Here is a 3,802-nt window from a genome sequence, read left to right on the forward strand (position 1 = left end):
TCTACCCGCGTGGAGCAGGGCACACGTGCAGTGCGTGCTGGCGCGGGCCAGCGCTAGCTAGAAGAGATCCGGCGTCGCCGGCACCACATCGTCGAGGAACGCGCTCACCATCGGCACCAGCACCGCAGCCTCCCCCGAGATGCCGATGTGCGACGTCGCCGGCAGGATCACCAGGCGCGCGGCCGGAACCTTCTGCAGCACTCCCGACGCTGCGGCGTCCTCGTCGCCGCCCCCGCGCAGGTTGAACATCGCCACCGCGTGCTCCGGCTTCACGCCGTCCGCATCGCCGACGATGACCATCGTCGGGGCGGAGATCGAGCGCATCTGCGCGTCGCTGATGTTCTGGTCGTCGATGTTCAGGACCTTCATCTTCGCGAGGTAGGCGTCGAACGCGGAGGCGTCCGGCGTGTGCTCCTTGAACGCCGTCTCGACGGGGGTACCGGCAAGCGCTGCGGCGTCGAGCCCCTCGATGCCCGCCAACACCGACGGGTACCAGCCGTCCTTGCGGTAGGTGGCGGACAGCGAGACCAGCTTGCCGACCAGTGACGGGTGACGGATAGCGAGTTGCAGCGCGACCCCGCCGCCCTGCGAGTAGCCCATCACGTCCGCGCGCTCGACCTCCAAAGCCCGCAGCAACGCCGCGGCATCGTCGGCGAACTGCTCGTACGACATCGCCCTCGACGTGTCCGGCGTGCGGCCGTGGCCCTGCTGGTCGAAGATGATCACGGCTCGCTGTCCCGCGAAGGCTGACACCCACGACGTCATCGACCCTGTGGCCATGAACGCGCCGGGGATGAGCAGCAGGGGAGACGTCGTCGCGCCGCCGAGGTCGCCGTACACCTCGTGATAGAGGCTCAGACCGTTGATCGGCAGGTGACCACGGCGCGAAGGCTCCGTCACGTCGACTCCGGGCCGTAGAGCCGGGCCACATCGGGGGAGTCGAGCCACTTCGAGTACGTGGGCGACTTCGGCCAGCCCTCGGGTGAATCCTGCCACTCCTCCTGGCGGCCCCACGGCAGGATGTCGACCAACGCGAACGTGTAGCTGAGCTGTTCGGTGCCTCGGCCGTCGGTGTGCCAGGTGCGGTAGACCTTGTCGCCGTCGCGGAGGAACACGTTCACCGCGAAGCCCGCGCCGGGGGGCGCACCGACGTCGGCGCCGAACGAGCTCTCCGACGACGAGTACCAGTCCATCTTGTTGCCGACCTTGGCCTTGTAGGCCAGCGCCTCGTCGATGGGGCCGTTGGTGACGATCACGAAGCGGGCGTCGTAGTTGTCGAGGGCGCCCAGCCGGACGTACTGCGATGTCAGCCCCGTGCAGCCGCCGCACTGCCACTCCGCGCCGTCGGACCACATGTGGTTGTAGACGATGAGCTGGGAGCGCCCGTCGAACACGTCGACCAGTCGAATCGGGCCGTTCGGACCGATCAGCGTGTAGTCCGGGAGCTCGACCATCGGCAGTCTGCGACGTTGTGCGGCGATGGCGTCGAGCTCACGGGTGGTGGCCTTCTCCCGTACGCGGAGGTCGTCGAGCGCCGCCTGCCAGCTCTGGCGGTCGACGATGGGGGGCAGGGCGGTGGCGGTCTGCTCGGTCATGGTCTTCTCCCGGGCTCGGTTGGAAGATGTTCTGATGTGTGGACCACGGGCAGTCGTGAAACTCATCGCGCTCGGCATGGCCGCCGCCACGGGTAACTCTCTCGCTCGATGTCGCGGTGCCTGCGACATTGCGTTCGGCGGACTCGCAGACGTGACGGCAACGGAGGACCCATGCTCGGTGAGCACCCAATGGACGTCCTGCTCCTGACGACGGACCTACAGGCCTCTCGGGACTTCTACGCACGCAGGATCGGTCTCGAGATCGTGCGGGAGAAGGACGACGCCGTCTGGTTCGCATGCGGCGGTGGTTGTCGCCTTGCAGTCGGCAAGAGCACGACCGGTACCGCCGACGAGCAGGACCGAGCCACCTGGCGCGTCGACGATGTGGCAGCGGAGGTCGCGCAGCTGCGTGCCCGCGGTGTCGACATCCTCGACATCGACGAACCGGAGATGGGAATCAAGACGGTGGATGGAATCGCGGATGTCGGACACGCCTATGCGGCGTGGTTCGTCGATCCGGGCGAGAACTCACTGTCGATTCTCCAGTTCAAGTGAGGATCGGTCGACGCCTCAGCTCCAGAGGGTCACGTAGACCGGGGGCTTGAAGCGGGAGACGGGCACGCTGCCGTCGGCGTGGAGGATGGCCTGGACCGCGTCGGGGGTCTCGAGGAAGCGCTCCAGCTTGCCGACGAGCGGCGACCGTCGGGAGGCGCCGAGGCTGGTGGCGTGCCACATCAGGTCGAGCGGCGTCCCTTCGACGGGCAGCACCGCCAGCCGGCCGCGGACCACGTCGCGCGCGACCAGGTGGGCGATGCCGGGGGCGACGCCCTCGCCGTCGGCGGCCGCGTTCCACACGGCGTCGAGCGAGGGGAACACCCGCACGCGCGCCTCGGGGATCCGCAGTGTCGCCAGCAGGAGCCCGACCTCGCTGGCCGGGTCCGCCCCGCTGGCGTCGACGAGCCAGTTCTGCCGGGTCACGGCCGCCTGGCTCACCCGGTCCTGCCGGGCGAGCCGGTGGCGGGGCCCGGCGACGACGACCAGGCGGTAGCGCAGCATCGGCTTGCCGGCGAACCCGGCCAGGCGGGGACCGAGGGCGACGTCGGCCATCCGCTCGGTCAGCAGTGCGGGCATCTCGCTCGCCGTCGCCACGCCCAGTGTGGTGTCGATGGCCGGGTGGCGGGTGGTGAACGCCGTGAGCAGCGGGCCGGCGACGTACTCGGCGACGGTGCCGGGCGCCACGACCCGCAGCCGGTCGGTGCTGGCGACGCGCCGCACCAGCGACCGCGCCTCGGTCGCCAGGCTCACCATCTGCGTGGCGATCGGCAGAAGGCGGCGTCCGCCGGAGGTGAGCTCCATCCCGTCCGGGGTGCGCCTGATCAACCGGTCGCCGAGGTGTTGACGGAGCGCGGCCAGCGCGCCGGAGACCGCCGGCTCCGTCACGCCCAGCGTCCGCGAGGCGGCCTTCACCGAGCCCAAGCGGGCGACGAGGACGAATGCCTCCAGCTGTGTGAGCGTCACACTCCGGACCGTAGCCGCGATTAAGGGATCGCTTAGGCGACCGTGGACGTGCCCGCCGGGGAGAGGCACACTCCCGGCGAGGGCCGACCGCCGCGGCCCCGCGGACACCTATGGGGGTTCCCCGTGCAGACACCCGCGCCGTTCGACTACGAGCGTGCCGGCACCGTTGACGACGCGCTCGCCTTGTTGGAACGCCACGGACCGGAGGCCCGCCTCGTCGCGGGCGGCCACAGCCTGCTGCCGATGATGAAGCTGAGGCTGGCGCGGCCCGAGGTGCTGATCGACATCAACAACCTGACCGACCTGTCCTACATCCGCCTCGACGGCTCGGCCATCGCCATCGGGGCGATGACCCGCCACGCGCAGCTCCTCGACTCGTCGCTGCTGGCGGAGCACTACGCGATCGTCGCCGACGCGGAGCGGGTGATCGCCGACCCGATCGTGCGCAACCGCGGCACGATCGGCGGCTCGCTCTGCCAGGCCGACCCGTCCGAGGACCTCTCCGCGGTGGCGGCGGCGCTCGGCGCGGAGCTGGTCGTGCGGGGCACGGGCGGCACCCGCACCGTGGGCGCCCGCGCGTTCCACACCGGCCCGTACGAGACGGTGGTCGACGACGCCGAGATCCTCACGGAGGTCCGGATCCCGATCCGGCCCGGCGCGGGCAGCGCATACGAGAAGGTCGAGCGTCG

5 protein-coding genes are annotated in these 3,802 nt (G+C 70.3%); 2 read left to right on the plus strand and 3 right to left on the minus strand.

The window, feature by feature from the left end; all coding sequences use genetic code 11:
• Positions 1-57: 57 nt before the first annotated feature.
• Both PV363_RS16515 and PV363_RS16520 read right to left on the minus strand, forming a co-directional pair.
• Entirely contained in the window at positions 58-900 is an 843-nt protein-coding gene (locus PV363_RS16515; RefSeq protein WP_301022912.1) for an alpha/beta hydrolase, read from the minus strand.
• Positions 897-1,595 (minus strand): DUF899 family protein, encoded by a 699-nt coding sequence (locus tag PV363_RS16520; RefSeq protein WP_301022913.1) that lies wholly within the window; start codon positions 1,593-1,595, stop codon positions 897-899. Before PV363_RS16520 ends, PV363_RS16515 begins: the two co-directional genes overlap by 4 nt.
• 189 nt (positions 1,596-1,784) lie before the next feature.
• Between PV363_RS16520 and PV363_RS16525 the strand changes: the two genes are divergently transcribed.
• On the plus strand, positions 1,785-2,150 hold the full coding sequence (locus PV363_RS16525; protein WP_301022914.1) for a VOC family protein: 366 nt from the start codon (positions 1,785-1,787) through the stop codon (positions 2,148-2,150).
• 15 nt (positions 2,151-2,165) lie between these two features.
• Here the strand turns inward: PV363_RS16525 and PV363_RS16530 are convergent, their stop codons facing one another.
• Positions 2,166-3,113, minus strand: coding sequence for a LysR family transcriptional regulator (locus tag PV363_RS16530; protein ID WP_301022915.1), 948 nt, complete (start codon positions 3,111-3,113; stop codon positions 2,166-2,168).
• A gap of 123 nt (positions 3,114-3,236) precedes the next feature.
• On the opposite strand from PV363_RS16530, the gene PV363_RS16535 reads away from it, so the two are divergent.
• The coding region (locus PV363_RS16535) for an FAD binding domain-containing protein (protein WP_301022916.1) at positions 3,237-3,802 on the plus strand (566 nt) is incomplete at its 3' end.

It is taken from the genome of Mumia sp., from assembly GCF_028803055.1.
Taxonomy (GTDB): domain Bacteria; phylum Actinomycetota; class Actinomycetes; order Propionibacteriales; family Nocardioidaceae; genus Mumia.